Source organism: Tsukamurella sp. II2bb (assembly GCF_057815145.1).
In genome coordinates this window covers 331,698-346,077 of record NZ_JBYPZI010000001.1, presented here as the reverse complement: position 1 = coordinate 346,077, position 14,380 = coordinate 331,698, and the positions used below count along the sequence as shown (strand labels likewise).

17 protein-coding genes are annotated in these 14,380 nt (G+C 71.0%); 8 read left to right on the top strand and 9 right to left on the bottom strand.

All coding sequences use genetic code 11. The annotated features are described in order from the left end of the window. The gene (locus AC21LY_RS01795; protein WP_489044426.1) at window positions 1–519 is read right to left on the bottom strand and encodes a tRNA adenosine deaminase-associated protein; all 519 of its coding nucleotides are present in this window, start codon (window positions 517–519) and stop codon (window positions 1–3) included. Window positions 520–598: 79 nt separating this feature from the next. Here AC21LY_RS01795 and AC21LY_RS01790 point away from each other — a divergent pair, with 79 nt between their 5' ends. Further along, window positions 599–1,558, top strand: a complete 960-nt coding sequence (locus tag AC21LY_RS01790) for a prephenate dehydrogenase (RefSeq protein WP_489044425.1) — start codon at window positions 599–601, stop codon at window positions 1,556–1,558. Between the two features lie 13 nt (window positions 1,559–1,571). Here AC21LY_RS01790 and AC21LY_RS01785 read toward each other — a convergent pair whose 3' ends face one another. The 3 genes from AC21LY_RS01785 to AC21LY_RS01775 all read right to left on the bottom strand — a co-directional run bounded on the left by AC21LY_RS01785 (window position 1,572) and on the right by AC21LY_RS01775 (window position 3,134). Beyond that, the gene (locus AC21LY_RS01785; RefSeq protein WP_489044424.1) at window positions 1,572–2,192 is read right to left on the bottom strand and encodes a putative glycolipid-binding domain-containing protein; all 621 of its coding nucleotides are present in this window, start codon (window positions 2,190–2,192) and stop codon (window positions 1,572–1,574) included. Between the two features lie 106 nt (window positions 2,193–2,298). Further along, the gene (locus AC21LY_RS01780) at window positions 2,299–2,691 is read right to left on the bottom strand and encodes a RidA family protein (protein ID WP_489044423.1); all 393 of its coding nucleotides are present in this window, start codon (window positions 2,689–2,691) and stop codon (window positions 2,299–2,301) included. Window positions 2,692–2,693: 2 nt separating this feature from the next. Continuing rightward, window positions 2,694–3,134, bottom strand: a complete 441-nt coding sequence (locus tag AC21LY_RS01775) for a DUF6918 family protein (protein ID WP_489044422.1) — start codon at window positions 3,132–3,134, stop codon at window positions 2,694–2,696. Window positions 3,135–3,380: 246 nt separating this feature from the next. Here AC21LY_RS01775 and AC21LY_RS01770 point away from each other — a divergent pair, with 246 nt between their 5' ends. The 3 genes from AC21LY_RS01770 (at window position 3,381) to exaC (ending at window position 8,251) form a co-directional block, all read left to right on the top strand. Further along, a complete protein-coding gene (locus tag AC21LY_RS01770; protein ID WP_489044421.1) occupies window positions 3,381–5,363 on the top strand; it encodes a CocE/NonD family hydrolase in 1,983 nt (660 codons plus the stop codon). Between the two features lie 31 nt (window positions 5,364–5,394). Then, window positions 5,395–6,627: a GAF domain-containing protein gene (locus AC21LY_RS01765; protein WP_489044420.1), complete on the top strand. Its 1,233-nt coding sequence runs from the start codon at window positions 5,395–5,397 to the stop codon at window positions 6,625–6,627. Window positions 6,628–6,727: 100 nt separating this feature from the next. Beyond that, entirely contained in the window at window positions 6,728–8,251 is a 1,524-nt protein-coding gene (exaC, locus tag AC21LY_RS01760) for an acetaldehyde dehydrogenase ExaC (protein ID WP_489044419.1), read from the top strand. Window positions 8,252–8,344: 93 nt separating this feature from the next. On the opposite strand, the gene AC21LY_RS01755 is transcribed toward exaC, so the two are convergent. Further along, window positions 8,345–8,752, bottom strand: a complete 408-nt coding sequence (locus AC21LY_RS01755) for a PIN domain-containing protein (RefSeq protein WP_489044418.1) — start codon at window positions 8,750–8,752, stop codon at window positions 8,345–8,347. Beyond that, the gene (locus tag AC21LY_RS01750; protein WP_489044417.1) at window positions 8,749–8,994 is read right to left on the bottom strand and encodes an AbrB/MazE/SpoVT family DNA-binding domain-containing protein; all 246 of its coding nucleotides are present in this window, start codon (window positions 8,992–8,994) and stop codon (window positions 8,749–8,751) included. Before AC21LY_RS01750 ends, AC21LY_RS01755 begins: the two co-directional genes overlap by 4 nt. 69 nt (window positions 8,995–9,063) lie before the next feature. Here AC21LY_RS01750 and AC21LY_RS01745 point away from each other — a divergent pair, with 69 nt between their 5' ends. Next, window positions 9,064–9,816: a hypothetical protein gene (locus AC21LY_RS01745; protein ID WP_489044416.1), complete on the top strand. Its 753-nt coding sequence runs from the start codon at window positions 9,064–9,066 to the stop codon at window positions 9,814–9,816. Window position 9,817: 1 nt separating this feature from the next. Here AC21LY_RS01745 and AC21LY_RS01740 read toward each other — a convergent pair whose 3' ends face one another. Further along, window positions 9,818–10,516, bottom strand: a complete 699-nt coding sequence (locus AC21LY_RS01740) for a hypothetical protein (protein WP_489044415.1) — start codon at window positions 10,514–10,516, stop codon at window positions 9,818–9,820. A gap of 94 nt (window positions 10,517–10,610) precedes the next feature. On the opposite strand from AC21LY_RS01740, the gene AC21LY_RS01735 reads away from it, so the two are divergent. Continuing rightward, the gene (locus AC21LY_RS01735) at window positions 10,611–11,321 is read left to right on the top strand and encodes a phosphatase PAP2 family protein (protein ID WP_489044414.1); all 711 of its coding nucleotides are present in this window, start codon (window positions 10,611–10,613) and stop codon (window positions 11,319–11,321) included. Between the two features lie 13 nt (window positions 11,322–11,334). On the opposite strand, the gene AC21LY_RS01730 is transcribed toward AC21LY_RS01735, so the two are convergent. Together AC21LY_RS01730 and AC21LY_RS01725 are read right to left on the bottom strand one after the other, a co-directional pair. Further along, on the bottom strand, window positions 11,335–11,703 hold the full coding sequence (locus AC21LY_RS01730; protein WP_489044413.1) for a DUF779 domain-containing protein: 369 nt from the start codon (window positions 11,701–11,703) through the stop codon (window positions 11,335–11,337). 66 nt (window positions 11,704–11,769) lie between these two features. Continuing rightward, on the bottom strand, window positions 11,770–13,350 hold the full coding sequence (locus tag AC21LY_RS01725; protein ID WP_489044412.1) for an FAD-binding protein: 1,581 nt from the start codon (window positions 13,348–13,350) through the stop codon (window positions 11,770–11,772). Between the two features lie 214 nt (window positions 13,351–13,564). Between AC21LY_RS01725 and AC21LY_RS01720 the strand changes: the two genes are divergently transcribed. Continuing rightward, window positions 13,565–13,990, top strand: a complete 426-nt coding sequence (locus AC21LY_RS01720; RefSeq protein WP_489044411.1) for an STAS domain-containing protein — start codon at window positions 13,565–13,567, stop codon at window positions 13,988–13,990. Further along, window positions 13,987–14,187, top strand: coding sequence for a hypothetical protein (locus AC21LY_RS01715; RefSeq protein WP_489044410.1), 201 nt, complete (start codon window positions 13,987–13,989; stop codon window positions 14,185–14,187). The genes AC21LY_RS01720 and AC21LY_RS01715 overlap by 4 nt, the downstream gene beginning before the upstream one ends. Window positions 14,188–14,380 lie beyond the last annotated feature (193 nt).

Sequence of the window (14,380 nt, the reverse complement as noted above, 5' to 3'; positions counted from 1 at the left end):
CTAGCCGAGCGAGTCCAGGACAGCGCCCAGCTGCGGGTCGAAGCCGAGGCGCTCGGCGATGACCTGCAGCTGCTCGTCCGGGTACAGGTCGGGATCCGCGAGCAGGACGCTGAGTTCCTGCTCCCCCAGGCCGAGGTCGCCGAGGATCCCCAGGTCGCCCTCGGGCCACGGATCGGTCTCCTCGATCTCCTCGGGATCGATGTCCGGCACCTCGATGTTGAGTCGTTCCAGCGCCTGCTCGGCGAGCTCGTCGAAGACCGCGGCCGTGGCGTCGGAGAGCAGCAGCCGCGTTCCCGACGGTCCGGGCCGCACCACCACGAAGTACTCGTCGTCCACGTTGAGCAGGCCGAACACCGCGCCGGTGGCGCGCAAGCCCTTGAGCTCCTGCTCGGCCTTGGTGATGCTCCCGAGGGCGCCCGGATCGAGGAGGTGCACCGTCCAGGTGGTCTCCTCGCGGGTCACGGCCACGGCGTAGCCGTCGATGTCGTCGTAGCGCTCGGGGGAGGTCTGTGCGGCCATGACTGAAACCGTATCCGTAAACGCCCGTCCGCGACACGTCTCATCCGGCTTGCGAACGCCCATGTGGAACGCTAGCGGGGTGTCTACTCCTCATTCCGGCGTCCCCGTGTGCGTCCTCGGCCTCGGCCTGATCGGCGGCTCGATCCTCCGGGCGCTCGACCGTGCCGGGCGGCCGGCGTACGGCTGGAACCGCTCGGTCGCCGCGGTCGACGATGCCGGGGCGGCCGGCTTCGACGCCTCGTCCGACCTGGTGGCGACGCTGCGCCGGGCCGACGCGGGCGGGCACGTCATCGTCGTCGCGGTCCCCGTCCCCGCGCTGGACGGCGTGCTCGCCGCCATCGCCGAGCACGCCCCGAACGCCTGGCTGACCGACGCCGTGAGCGTCAAGGGCGATGTCGCACGACGGGTGGCCGCGGCGGGCCTGACGGGGCGGTACGCCGGCGGGCACCCCATGGCCGGGACGGCCTTCTCCGGCTGGGCGGCCACCGACGCCGCCCTCTTCGACGGTGCCACCTGGGTCGTCACCGCCGACGACAACACCCCCGCGCAGGCGTGGCGTCGGGCCGCGACCGTCGGGCTCGACTGCGGCGCGGTGATCGTGCCGGCCGGCTCCGCCGAGCACGACGCGGCAGTCGCGCGGATATCGCACTCCGTGCACGTGGTCGCCGAGGCCGTCGCGATCACCGCGGAACTCGACCCCGGCGCGAAACAGCTGGCGCTGTCGCTGGCCGCGAGCAGCTTCCGGGACGTCACGCGGGTGGCGGGCACGGCGCCGTCGCTGGTGAACGCGATGTGCGAGGCGAACGCGGGCGCGCTGCTCGAGGCGCTGGACGACACCATCGCCGAGCTCGTCGCGGCCCGGGCCGAGCTGGCCGAGCACGGCACCGTCGGCGGCATCACCGAGCGGGGGTACGGGGCGCGCAAGCGGTACGAGAACGCCCGCCGCACCCCGTTCACCCCCGTACTCGACGGGGCGGGGTGGCAGCGGGCGTTGCGCGAGGCCGGTCACGCCGGCGGCGTGATCACCGCTCTCCGATGACGCTGCGCGAGGCCTACTCGACGCGGCGCGACAGGCCCGGGTAGTCGACGACGAAGCCGTCGGCGTCGACCGAGATCTTCGAGCTGCTGATCGGAGAGATCACGGTGATGCCGTCGGCGGCACCGTCGTAGTTGATGACCGTCTCCTTGACCGCGAGGCTGGGCAGGTCCACGTACACCACCGGCACGTCGATGTCCTCCGGGTGGCTCTGCAGGTCGAACCGGCGGATGGTCAGCGCGTTGAAGAACGCCGACTTGAGCACGTCGACGCTCAGCGCGCCCGAGAAGAAGCCGCGCTCGGAGCCCTGTGCGCCCTGCACCAGCCAGTGGTTCTCACCGTCGCGGGCGATGGTCACCTGCGCCTCACCGGCCTCGGTCAGGGCGTGGACGGACAGGCGCTTGGTGATGCCGTCGTCATCGGTGACCAGGTCGTACGAGGCGTTGAAGGCGGGACCGTCGGCCGACGGTGCCGCGATGATCCGGCCGTAGGCGCGGATCCGCTCGCCCGTGAGCTGCACGCGGACCGACTCCAGCAGGTTCCCGTCCTCGGAACGCCAGGTGAGGATCCTGGGCCAGCTCGCCCCGGTGATCACGGTGTCCACGGCATCTGCGGATGAAGAGGTACTCACGCCCATACCGTAACCCCTGACCTCCGGCGTGCACGAACCCCTGTGTGCACCGCTCGCCCCGCGATGGCGTTGTGCCGGGGATCACACGGGCGCGCCGGGCCGGGGGCTGCGCCTACAGGGCCGCGACGGCCTCCAGTTCGACCACCTGGTCGTCGTAGCGGAGCCGGCTGACACCGACCAGCGAGAGCGGCGGCAGGTCCACGAAGATCTCGGCCAGCGTCTCGGCCGCGACCTGCAGGTCCACCTGCAGGTGCTCGGCCACGAAGACCGTGAGCCGCGCGACATCGGACAGCCGCGCCCCGCGCTCCCCCAGGATCACCCGGAGGTTCGCGACGGTCGCCCGCACCTGCCCCTGCACGTCGCCCGGAGCGAGCGTGGTGCCGCCGGCGTCGAGCGGAGCGACGCCGGCGACGTGCAGGGTCGCGCCCGGAGCGACCGTCGCGCTGTAGGCGTGGTCGACCGCGGTGGTGAGCTGGTCCGAACCGTGGAGCTCCACCTTCGCCATGATCAGGCCGCGTTCTTCTGCACGGCCGCGCCGACGCGCGGGAGCGCTGCGACCACGTTCTCCTTGGCCTTGCCGCGCAGGCTCGAGTAGGCCTTGCGCAGCGCGGGCTGGCTGGTGGACTCGGCCTTCTTGTCGGTCACCGCGAGCAGCGCATCGCCGACGGCGTCGCCGCGGGCGGCGAGGAACTGACCGAAGTCACCGGGTCCCTGCGCCTGGAACTCGGTCCAGAACGGGTCGAGCGCGGCGGCGAAATCGGGCAGCAGCTTCGTCAGCGCCGACTCGATGACCGTGGGCGAGACCTTCTTCACCGCGGCGTACGCGGTCTTGATGACGGTGCCGGACAGGCCGCTCTTGTCGCTCACCTCGGCTTCGACGACCGACGCGAAGTCGGCGACGACGGCCGGCTGGCGCGCGGGATCGAGCAGCGTGGTGGTCAGCGACATGGGATACCTCCGGGGTCATACGTGAACGGATTGCGAGAACGAGTTTATCGGGCCGTCCACAGCCGTGCGGGGTGCTGTATCCGGGCTGTTCGAGCCCGCCGGGAATGCAACTGTTCTGCATCGGATCTGCAACGACCTCATGTGCGGTTTGTGAGGTACGTCACCTGTGCTCTAAGTTGACGGTTGAAGGAAGGGGTTGCAATGGTGACCAGCCGATCCGGCAGAGCGAACGCACGGTTGTCCGGCGTGCGTTTCCCGCTCTGGGACCGTGGCCCCGCACTGCCCGCACCGGCGGGCGGCACGCACCACCCGCGCGTCGATCACACCCTCCCGCTCGGCGACCCCACGGGCGGCGCCGACGCCCTCGCCTGGCGCGAAGCCGTCGACGGCCGGCTCACCTACCCGCGGGTCCACATCGACCGCAACGTCGACATCCGCATGTCCGACGGGGTGGTGCTCCGGGCCACAGTCGTCCGGCCCGCCGAGCTCGACGGCGTCCCCGTCGAGCGGCCCTATCCCGCGATCCTCAACCTCAACCCGTACAACCGCATGCTCGTCGACGCGATCGACGAGACCACGCACGCCGCCTTCGTCGGCCCCGCCCTGACGAACGCGTCGAAGGCGCTCACCGGCGGGACCGTCGACTTCTCGGGCGGGCTCCTGCAGGGCTTCGGCATCAACCGGCGCCTGGTGCGCAGCGGCTACGTGCAGGTCATCGTCGACGTCCGCGGCACGGGCACCTCGCACGGCGTCTGGCAGATCCTCGGACCGCGGGAGCAGCGGGACTCCGTCGAGGTGCTGGCCTGGGCCCGCGCGCAGGCGTGGTGCGACGGCAAGCTCGGGATGGGCGGCTGGTCGTACTCCGCGATCAACTCGCTGCAGGCGGCCGGCCACGCCCCGGAGGGCCTCGGCGCGGTCTTCGCGATCGAAGGCAGCGAGGACATCGTCCGTGACATCTACATCACGGGCGGCCTGCCGTCGGTCTTCATCCCGCTGTGGCTGGGCGCGGTGAACGCGCTCAAGTGGCTCTACAATCCGCGCACCCTGCTGCGGGACACGGTGAACGGCAACGTCTTCCGCTGGCTGCACAGCCGCCTGGTCTCGCCCGCGACGGAGATCTCGTCGGTGGTCTCGGGCGTGCTCACCGGCCGCGATCCACGGGTCAACGACAACCCCTACTTCACCGAGCGGAACGCGAACATCGACGCGATCACCGCCCCCACCTTCCTGTTCGGCGGCTGGCACGACCTCTTCGGCCGCAGCACGCCCCGCACCTACCAGCGCCTGAACCTGCCGGCGGGCCAGAAGCAGATGGTCATCACCAACGGCTTCCACTTCGACATGGGCGCCGGCTTCGGCGGGACCCAGGCCCCGCCGCGGATCGACGTGCTCGAGCGCGCCTGGTACGACCGCTGGCTCAAGGGCATCGACAACGGCGTCGACCGCTACGGCCCCGTCACCCTGGAACAGCAGGGCGGCGGCTGGACCGCGGGCGAGGCCTTCCCCCGCCCCGGGGCGCGCACCCAGCGGCTGTACGCGACCCCGGCACCGTCGGGCACGGCGGCGCACACCAGGTACGACGGTGGCCTCGCGACCTTCCCGGCGCGCCGGCGCGAGTCGGCATCCACGCGGCTCGACCTGCGCGGCCTCGCCTCCCCCGACCTGACGATGGTGCTCGCCGGACTGACCAAAGCCGTCCCCGCCTGCGAGAACGCGGGGGCCCAGGAGCGCGGCGCCATCAGCTTCACCTCGCCGCCCGCCGCGGTCCCGGTGCAGCTGAGCGGATCGATCAACGTGCACCTCGTGACCCAATGCGAGGGCGAGGAGGCGATCTGGACCGTGACTGTCAACGACGTGGCGCCGGACGGCACCTCGACGGTCCTGTCCGGTGGCGCGCTCCTGGCCTCCAACCGCGCTGTCGACCCCGCCCGCAGCACCTTCGATCTCGACGGCGAGCTGCTCGCGGCCTTCCACCCGCTCACCTGGTCGGCGAAGCAGAGGGTGGTGCCGGGCGAGACCATCGAACTCGACATCGACGTGGTGCCCACCGACGCGCTGCTCGAGGAGGGCCACCGCCTGCGCGTGGACGTCTACGCCGGCAGCGTGCCCCGCTACCTGGCGACGGTCCCCGACCTGCTCAAGACCCGGTTCGGCAAGCAGACGGTGCTGCTCAGCCCCGAGCACCCCTCGTACATCAGCCTGCAGATCGTGGGCGATCCGGGCTGGTGACATCCCCTTCCGGGCTATCGTCGAACCCACGATGACGACCGGTTCCCGAGCCGTCGCGTCCGCCGGTGCGGCCGCGCGGCTGCACAGCATGTTCGTCGACGGTGCGGTCGACGAGGCGATGCTGCGCACCTCCCAGCTGCGACGCCTCATCGCCGAGAGCTGGCAGCGCAGCCGCGCGGTGGGCGTCAATCCGGATGGGGAGGCACCGTCGGGCGACGGGGCGCTCGACGCCCTGCGGGCCCGCACCCCGCTGGCCGGCATCATGCCCGTGATCCGCCGCCTCCTCGTGGACGACTCCGCCGGGGCGATGGTGGCGGTGGGCGACCGCGACGGGACGCTGCTGTGGGTCGAGGGCGACGATGCGGCGCTGCGGCGGGCCGCGGCCATGAACTTCGCGCCGGGAGCGAACTGGAGTGAGGCGGCGGCCGGGACCAATGCGCCGGGCACCGCGCTCGCCCTCGACACGGAGGTGCAGATCGCCGGGTCCGAGCACTTCGCCCGGCGGGCGCACCGCTGGAACTGCACCGCCGTGCCCGTGCACGACCCGATCACGCGATCACCGATCGGCGTGCTCGACGTGACGGGCGGTCCGGAGGTCGCGACGCCGCAGGCCCTGGCCCTGGTGCGAGCGGCCGCGCTCGCCGTCGAGGGACAGCTGGCGATCCTCCGGCTCAGCCCGCCCACCCCGGCGACCTCGGCGCGGCTGCGGCTGCTCGGTGGCCGCCCGGTGCTGGAGAGGGACGGGCGGGAGACGCCGCTGACCGGCAGACACGCCGACATCCTGGCGCTGCTGGCGCGCCATCGGGAGGGCCTCACCGCCGACCACCTGGCTCTCCTGCTCGACGAGCGCGACCTCGACGTGGTCACGGTCCGCGCAGAGGTCTCCCGGCTGCGCAAGACGGTCGGCGCCGATCTCCTCGGGTCGCGCCCGTACCGGCTCGTGGGCCCGCTGGCCTCCGACGCCGACGACGTCGCCGGAGCCATCCGTGCCGGCCGCGTGGCCGACGCGCTCGCCGTCTACCGCGGGCCGCTGCTGCCGAACTCGGCGGCGCCGGGAGTGACACGGCTGCGGACCGAGCTCTCGGAGAGCCTGCGCTCGGCCGTGCTGGCGAGCCGCGATCTCGGGCTGCTGCGCCGGTGGCTCGAGCTGCCCGACGCGCGCGACGACGAGCACGGCTGGCGGATGCTGCGCGCCCACGGTGACGAGCGGGCGCGCGCGGAGGCCGACGGGCGGCTCGCGGCGATCGCCATCGACCTGGCCTGAGCTGCCCTGATCAGGGTTGCAACGGACTGCAACGGTGTTGCAACGGTCCCTGCGTAGGGTGGAATGTGACTGACATCACGCCACTCATCAGGAGGTCCCTATGACCGTTTACGCACGCCCCGGGGCACCCGGCTCCCTCATGAGCTACCAGGCCCGTTACGACAACTTGATCGGTGGCGAGTGGGTCGCGCCCGTGAAGGGCCAGTACTTCGAGAACCCGTCGCCCGTCACGGGCCAGACCTTCTGCGAGGTCGCGCGCTCCACCGCGGAGGACATCGAGCTGGCGCTGGACGCGGCGCACGCCGCCGCGCCGGCCTGGGGCAAGACCTCCCCGACGGTCCGCGCCAACATCCTGAACAAGATGGCCGATCGCATGGAGGCCAACCTCGAGGCGATCGCCGTCGCCGAGTCGTGGGAGAACGGCAAGCCCGTCCGCGAGACGCTCAACGCCGACATCCCGCTGGCCATCGATCACTTCCGTTACTTCGCGTCCTGTCTGCGCGCGCAGGAGGGCAGCATCTCGGAGATCGACGAGAACACCGTCGCGTACCACTTCCACGAGCCGCTGGGCGTCGTGGGACAGATCATCCCGTGGAACTTCCCGATCCTCATGGCCGTGTGGAAGCTGGCCCCCGCACTGGCCGCCGGCAACGCGATCGTGCTCAAGCCGGCCGAGCAGACCCCGGTCTCGGTGCTCTACCTGTTCTCCCTCATCGGCGACCTGCTGCCCCCGGGCGTGGTGAACATCGTCAACGGCTTCGGCCTGGAGGCGGGCAAGCCGCTGGCCTCGTCGAAGCGGATCCGCAAGATCGCCTTCACCGGTGAGACCACCACGGGCAAGCTGATCGCCGGCTACGCCGCCGACAACCTCATCCCGGTCACGCTGGAGCTGGGCGGCAAGAGCCCGAACGTCTTCTTCAAGGACGTCATGGCCGCCAACGACGACTACCAGGACAAGGCCCTCGAGGGCTTCACGATGTTCGCGCTCAACCAGGGCGAGGTCTGCACCTGCCCGTCGCGCGCGCTGCTGGAGAAGCCGATCTTCGACGAGTTCCTCGAGCTCGGCTCCATCCGCACCAAGGCGATCATCCAGGGTGACCCGCTGGACACCGATACCATGATCGGCGCGCAGGCATCGAAGGAGCAGCTGGAGAAGATCCTCTCCTACATCGACATCGGCAAGAACGAAGGCGCCACGCTGGTCACCGGCGGCGAGGCGGCCGACCTGGGCGGCGACCTGTCGGGCGGCTACTACATGCAGCCCACGATCTTCTCGGGCGACAACAGCATGCGGATCTTCCAGGAGGAGATCTTCGGCCCGGTGCTCGCGGTGACGTCGTTCGACGGCTACGACAACGCGATGGAGATCGCCAACGACACCCGCTACGGCCTCGGCGCCGGCGTGTGGTCGCGCAACGGCGACATCGCCTACCGCGCCGGCCGCGACATCCAGGCCGGTCGCGTCTGGACGAACACCTACCACCAGTACCCGGCGCACGCGGCGTTCGGCGGCTACAAGGACTCGGGCATCGGCCGGGAGAACCACAAGATGATGCTCGATCACTACCAGCAGACCAAGAACCTGCTGGTGTCCTACGCTCCCACCGCGCAGGGCTTCTTCTGATCGATCCCGTCCACCTGGCGAAGGTGTCCGCGGCGCCGTCCCTCAGGGGCGGCGCCGCTCGCCTGTCCGGGTACCCCGCCCGACGGTGCCGCCTCACACCGTCCGGTAGGTGGCCCCGACCGCCTCGTAGGTGGTCAGCGCCCGCCGATCCCTTGTCAGAAGTGTCAGCCCGTGCGTGGCCGCCGTCGCACCGATCACCGCGTCGTAGATCGCGCCGCCACGTATGCCGGTCGCTCCCACTCGGACGATGAGGGCCCGGACCTCCGCCGGCTCGAGTGCGACCACATCGACCACGAGCGCGCCGAGCGCCTCGGCCACCGCCGCTGCCGGTATCCGATTGGGCGCGGGGGCGCGCGTCAGCACACTGAACGTCTCCGCCAGCACGTGCGCGGGGATCGCCGGGTCGCCGTCACCGACAGCGTCGCGCGCGGTGTCGTGTGCGGCGTGCCAGTCCGCGAGGAACGGCACAAGAACGCTGGTATCGAGCGCAAGCGTCGTCACCGTCTGGTCGCTTCCAGCGTTTCCCTGACGATCTCGTCCGTCAGTGGCTCCATGGGCTCCTGCGCCCGGATGACCGGAAACCGCCCGCTGGTGTCCACATGCACCAGTGCCGGCGCCACCTCGATCTCGATCCGTCCGTCTGCCAGTGTCATGTCGACCGCCCTCCCCGCGCTCAACCCCATCGCATCCCGGATCGCCTTCGGCACCACGATCCGCCCCGCCCCGTCGATGGTCGTTCTCATACCATTTTCCTACCACCCTCTCCGCCATACGTCGATGCGGTTGCACAATCACCCGCGTAGCCTGAGCGAATGCCCGACTCACCGTTCGTCCCCGCGCGCGTCCTGCACGTCTGGCCGGACGCCGACCGGCCCCCTCTCGTGGGCGTGGATCAGCTACACCCGCTCAGCGGCAAGGAACTCGGACTCTCCAGCGCGCTGGTCACCCGCGTCGGCGCCTGGCAGGCGTTGTTGGAGACCGAGCACCTCGGCGGCAGGGACGGCTGGCGCACGGCGACGGCCGAGGCGGATTACGCGCGCGAGGCTCACGCGATCGTCGACGCGCTGGTCGCCGAGCTGCCCGGCTTCGTGATCAAGTACAGCCTCTGGCCGATCGCGGAGCGGGGCTACGCCGGAGGCTGGACGACGGGGTGGTCCCCCTCGGGTGCCGAACCGCTCGCCGCCGGTACGACGGTGCGCCAGTTCGATGGAGCGCCCGAGCGGTGGATCCGGCTGATGAACGACTACTCCGGTCCGCCGCTCTGGGCCACCTACGGCGGCATCTGGCCGGAGCACCTCGACCTGTCCCCCGGCCTGGCTCACGAACTCGACGCCTGGCAGGCCGAGTTCGACCGTGACTTCCACTGGGACACCGGCTGGCGGACGGACGGTCTTGCCGCGGTCCACACCGCGGAGGGGCGCAGGCTCCTCCCGTTGGTGGCGGCGGAGCTACCGGGGCACGTCGTCGAGCTGACGACCGGCGACGTGCACGCCTACGCGGGTGCGTGGGTGGACGGCTGGCTGCCCACCCTCCCGGACACGGTCTACACCGCGTACCGGGACTGACTCAGTCCACCGGGATGGTGGTGGTGCCGAGCACATCACCGAGCTGCCACGGGTCGAGCCCATTGGCGGCGTTCATGTCGCATCGGACCCGGCCGTAGCCCTCGGGCAGCCCGTTCCCGTAGCCGCTGCCATCGGTGTACTGATGGACGACGAAGCGGCGCCCCAGTTCCGGCGCTCGGGAGAAATCGGGTAGCGCACCGTAGGAGGGCACGGCGAAGGGCATCTCGGGCATCGTCGGCCAAATGCTGATGTCGTTGGGGTTGAGGTAGCCCATGCACCGGGTGGGTCGCGGGTCGGCGCCGCCGCCGCGCCAGTCCGAGGCGCCCCAGGTGAAGCGGTTGAAGGCGCCGGAATGGTCGCCCACGATCTGCCCGCCCCAGGACTCGGCGTCGGCCATGGTCACGACGTCCGGCCGGTCCTCCCCCTGCATCTCCAGGTGCACGGTGAGGGTGTCCTCCCAGTTCGGGCGGACCACGGCGTAGACGATCGCGCCGACGAGCCGGCCCTGGTCGAGCATCCGCCGCGTCGTGTCCCAGTTGGCCGCGAAGCGCCGGTCGCGGTAGGTGCCGTCGTTGGACCGGATGGCGACCCATCGATAGGGGTAGTTGTCGGGCAGGGGCGGCTGCCATTCGGAGACGTCCGCGTACAGGGTGTCGCGCTGCAGCTGCTTGGCACGGGCGAGCCTCAGTCTCTTCCTCACGCGAACCACGCTACCCCTCAACACCCCCGCCATGAGGTCTGCTTTACCCGGTCTTGGGTTGCACGAACGACTTTCGCGCGGGCAATCTGGTGAGATGCATCATCTCACCAGCCGTGGCCGGGCCCTCCTCGCCACCGCGGTCGCGCTGCTGAGCGCCGTCGTCGTCCTCGGTCTCCTCGTCGGATGGCGCCCTGTCACCGAGGCGGACGGCGAGGTGCTCGAGGAGATGGTCGAACGCCGCAATTCCGGCGCCACCACGGTGATGACGCTCATCACCGACGTCTTCTCCCCGGGCGGCACGATCGCGCTCGGACTGGTGGTCGCGGCGCTCCTGGCGTGGCGGCGGTCCGTTTCCGCCGCCGTCTTCGTCCTCGGTTCGACCGCGGTCGCCTCGGCGATCACATCCGTGTTGAAGTACGCCTTCGCGCGCCAGCGCCCACCGGTCGTCGATCACCTGGTCCCGGAATCGGACTACGGATTCCCGTCAGGACATGTCACGGGCACGACCGCACTGCTCCTGGCGACGGCGCTGGCACTCACCGCGGGATGGCCGGCCGGCCGGCGACTCGCCGCGCTGGTGGTTCCCGCCGTCGTGATCGGAGCCGTCGCGGCGAGCCGCCTGTACCTGGGGGTGCACTGGTTCTCGGACACGGTGGCGGGGTTCGCCGTCGGCCTCGCGGGGGTGTCCGTCGGCCTGGCCCTGCTCCCGCCCGGGGCCTGGGCGCAGTGGGACCGGCGCCTCTCGGACGCCGTCACGCGCAGCCGTGCCGCGCGCAACCGCCCCGCGCGGCACGCCGCACGCTGACCGAGACCGTCCGTCACCCCTGCGGCGCAGCACCGTCGGCGCCCGCGATCCGCACCCGGGAGACGAAGCGCTTCCCGGTGGCGCCCTCCAGCGAGAAGCCCGCTGCGCGACCGGACTCGAGATCCAGGAGCAGGACGCTGTTCTCCCACACCCGGGCCTCGCCGTCCGACACCCACACCGGCACGACGCGTGCGTCCTCCAGGTCGACGGTGCCGAGCCGCACGTTCGCATCGCCGACGCGGAACTCCGCCGCCGTGAAGACCATCGGAGCGGAACCGTCGCAGCAGCCGCCGCTCTGGTGGATCAAGAGCTCGCCGTTCGCATCCCACAATTCACGCAGCATCGCCCGCGCCGCCGGCGTCGATTCGACCCGCTCTCCCATGCTCCGCTCCTTCCGCCTGCCCCGACGGTAACGCAGCGACTCCGCGATGGACGCCGGTCCCGCGGATCAGCGGCCGTGCGCACCCGCGCGGCGGCCGGAGAAGACGCAGTCCGCGAGCGAGAGCCCGCTGACGTACGAGTTCGAGCACACCCCGACGGCCGCCCGGCCGGCGGCGAACAGGCCGGGGACGGGCGCACCGTCGGACCGGAGAACGGCACCGGTCTCCTCATCGACGACGAGCCCGCCGAGCGTGAGCATCGGCATCGGATAGGTGACCCGCGCGCGGAAGGAGATGTCGAGCAGGGTGAACGGGCCGGTGCCGATCGGGCGGCGGATCCCGTCCGGCTTGCCGAGCGGGTCGGGCAGCCCGGCTTCGATCGCGCCGTTGTGCGCGTCGACGGTGGCCCGCAGCCCCACCGGGTCGACGCCCGCACGGGTGGCGACCTCCTCGATCGTGGCACCCCGGGTGGCGCCGACGCGGAGGAGCCGTTCGGTCTGCAGTCGCTGGAACCAGGTGGACTGCCGAGGGATCTGCGTGCGCGCCTCGGCGAGGAGCGGCGCGTCGACGAGGAGCATGCCGAGGTGGTCGGGGCGGTTCGCGAGAGCGTCGCCGAGCGCTGCGCCGTACCGGGATTCGTCGATCAGGCGCGCGCCGTCGGCGCCCACGGCGAGGCCCGCGAAGAAGGCACTGGGCGGGCCGATGAACCGCCAGTTGGAGATGTGGTCCATCTTGGCCGTGGCGGCGCCGGCCTTGCACGCCATCATGATTCCGCTGCCGTCGTCGGCGGCAGTACCCAGCGGTAGGCCCTCGTCCCAGGGGAAGGCGGGCCGGTGTGCCGCCACCATGGCGCGGTTCGCGATGAAACCTCCGGTCGTCAGGATCACCGACGAGGTGGCGCGGATCCGGATCACACGGCCGTACCGGCGCTCGATCCGGTCCAGGAGAGTCTGCACCGCCGCCCGGAAACCCCTGTGATAGACACCGGGTTTCGCGGAGAGCTTCGCGAGCGCCGCGAACCGACGACGGACCGCCGGCGGGGCACCGTCGAGCGTGACGGCCTCCACGCCGACCACCCGGCCCTCCTCGACAACGAGATCGACGACTCGTGTGCCCGTCCGGACCCGCACCCCGGCGTGCGCCGCGGACGCGGCGAGCGGTCGGAAGAAGGCCTTGCCGGAGACACCGGGGCCGTGGGCGCGGTGGCCGCGCCGGCTGGGCAGGGCGCGATCGGGGAAGGAGTTCTCGCTGCCCGAGTAGTAGAGGTAGTGGTCGTCGGTCGGGTACGAGGTCTTGTACGGGCAGGGCGACGGGTCGAAGGGCACACCGCGCTCGGTGAGCCAATCGATCATCGCGGGAGACTCCTCGCAGAACCGCCTGAGGGTGTCCGCCGAGACGGCGTCTCCGACCTCGCCCTGCAGGTAGGCGTACATGTTCTCCGCAGTGTCCTCGATCCCGGCCGCGCGCTGCACCCACGTACCGCCGCCGGCGTAGACGATGCCTCCGGACAGGTCCGTCGCGCCGCCGCCGAGGTAGCGGTCCAGCGCCAGCACGTCCGCCCCGCGCTCGCGCGCCGCGAGCGCGGCCACCACACCGGCACCGCCGTAGCCGACGACGACCACGTCGGCCGACAGATCCCATTCAGCCATGCACAGCCCACCCGTCCCGCGTCGATTTCTAGAACACGTTACAGAACCGCGGGACGACCAGGATGCCGTCGCGGGCGATTGTGCTTCGAACCGGTATCGGTCGGCCCCGGATGTTGATAGGCTCAGTGCGGTTGACCACAACAGCCCCTACCTGCTTCCTCAGGGTCCGTGCCCACGCGCGGCGCGCTGAGAAGCCTCGTTTCACGGGAGCTGTATGAGTTCACCATCCTTTCCCTCGTTCGAGCAGGTACCGCCCGCCCGCGCATACCGGCTCGACATCAGCTGCGCGTCTGCGTCGTCGCCCGTAGTGCTGTCCGTCACCGGCTTCATCGACGCCTCGAACGCCCGCGAGGTCGCTCGCTGCGTACAGTCCCAGTTCAGTCAGCGCAACGACATCGTGATCGACCTGTCGCAGCTCCACTTCGTCGGGCTCGGCGGGCTGTGGATCATCATCGGGCTACCCCAGATCGCGTTCTCGCGAGGCCTGTGCTGCGCGGTCGTCGCCGGCAGGCGTGTCGATCATCTACTGGACCGGGTCAACGACGGCCGCCCGCCCTGGGTCTTCGGCGATCTGAGACGGGCGTGCGACGCCGTACGCACGGGTGGGCACCACGCATCCGCGTCCAAGGCGAGCGCATGATCCGGCTCGGCACCCAGGTCGTCCTCACGGTCGGCGCCGGGAGGCGGGTGCTCTGTCGTGTCGCAGCGATCCGGCACGCACCGTTCAGCTACGTCGAACTCGAGCCCTTGGACGGCGGGGCCCGGCGGTCCCTGCCGCTCCGCGTGGTCGAGACGCTCCTCCTGGCACAGGGGCCCGATTCACAAAGCTGCGCGTAGTCTTCCGCCACTTCCGCCCCGAGGTCGCCGCCACCCGCTCCGACCTCGGGGCCCGATTCGCCGACGGCGACGTCTTCCCGGCGGGCACCTGTCGATCCACGTACAGGTCAGGCCCGGCCTCCATCTCTGGAAACCGGGCTTGACCTGCATATCTGTGCGCCCGAAGGGATTCGAACCCCTGACCTTCTGGCGC